Raw genomic sequence first — 1,589 nt, forward strand, 5'->3', positions numbered from 1 at the left:
ATGAGACACCCTGTGTCAACCCCCTGCTGCGGCGAGCTGCAACATGGCGCCTGTGTGACGCTGGACGTCGTATGGCTGGCGGTCTCTCCAAGCGCGCCAGATGACGCGCAGCCAAGCGCGGGCAAGGATTCGAGTGGCATGGGGATGGTCGCAGCCGCGACTCTTGGCTCTGTCGTAGATTGCCGCAGCCCAGGCGCTGGCATGGCGGGAGTTGTCGGCCAGACAGGTCAGCGCCGCACGGAGCCGGTGGTTGCAGGCCCAGCGAAACGCCACGGCCTTGCTCTTGCCGGATTCGTAGGTGACGGGTGTGACGCCGGCTTCGGCGGCGAGGCGTTCGACGTCGTCGAAGCGCTCGCGCACACTGCCCAACTCCGACAGGATTTGCGCGGCGCAGATCTTGCCAGCGCGCGGGAAGCTCATGAGGATCTGTCCGTCTTCGCTGGCTTGCACGGCATGCTCGATGCGGCTGGTCAGCAGGCGGACCTGCTCCACCACGCGAGCGAGTACGCGAGCGATGCTCAATGCGAGTTCACCTTTGGCCTCCAACTCCGTCTCGCCAAGGGCAACTGCGGCAGCCTGGTGCAAGCGCTCGAGCAATTCCTCGGGATTTCGCCGGCCACTGTAGGCGTGCTGGGCGCAGAAGGAGGCCATTCGCTTAGGCCCAAGGCGGCTGGCGGATTCCGGTGTGGGGTAGCGCTCGATGAAGGCCAGGCTGATAGGCGAGTCGACATCGGCGAACACTTCGGCTGCGCCCGGCCAGAACGACTCCAGGAGGCTGCGCAGCTGGTTGGCCAACTGGACTCGGGTGGCCACCAGGTCGTCACGCCCGCGCACGAGGGCGCGCAGGGCGCGGATTTCGTCGCACTCCGGCGCGAGGGGCTTGAAGCGGTGGCCGTCGGTGCGCAGCAGGTCGGCCAGCAGATAGGCATCGGAGGCGTCGCTCTTGCCGCCGTGGCTGCGGTAACGCGGGCGCGTGGCCTTGACCACGTTCGGGTGGATCGGCACGACCTGGAGACCGGCCTCCAGCAGCGCGTCGACGATCAGGCCGGAGGGCCGCTCGATCGCCACGGCCGTGACATGCGCAGCCCTCAGCCGGCGGCACAGCTCGGCCAACCCGGTGGCGTCATGGTTGACTTCGAACTGCAAGACCACACTGCCGTGGGCGTCGACGACGCACACCGCGTGGATTCGGCTGGCCCAGTCCAGCCCGGCAAAGCGCTTGGTCATAGACAGACTCCTGCAAGTTGCGGTATGACTTGCCGTGTCGGAAGCCCACGCGGGTCGCTCACTGATTGGCGCTCCGGGCGATCAACCTTGGCGCTACACCCTGTTGCCCGTTTGGGTCTTCCGGCACCTTGGGGGCTGCAGGTCTCATTCGAGCCGTCGCACGGCCAGCGCCGCTGGCAGTCACCCCAAGGGCACGGAAGTCGAAACAAACCATCCTCCTGCGCATCGGGTCGAGTCAAGGGCGCTGAACACGGGTTGCCCCCCGCGGCGAGCGTTCGTCGCCAGCGACGCCCGTCGCCGTGGACAACCCTGCGCAGCGGCACGCCTACGCAGACGAATGTCAGGAGGGTAGTCCAGTGAGC

Annotated in this window: 1 protein-coding gene; it reads right to left on the bottom strand. The window is 67.1% G+C overall.

Translation table 11 applies throughout. The features are described 5' to 3' along the window. Positions 1-15: 15 nt before the first annotated feature. Entirely contained in the window at positions 16-1,227 is a 1,212-nt protein-coding gene (locus tag AC3EGR_RS25630; RefSeq protein WP_488549360.1) for an IS110 family RNA-guided transposase, read from the bottom strand. Positions 1,228-1,589: the final 362 nt, after the last annotated feature.

It is taken from the genome of Ramlibacter sp. G4-7 (assembly GCF_057784995.1).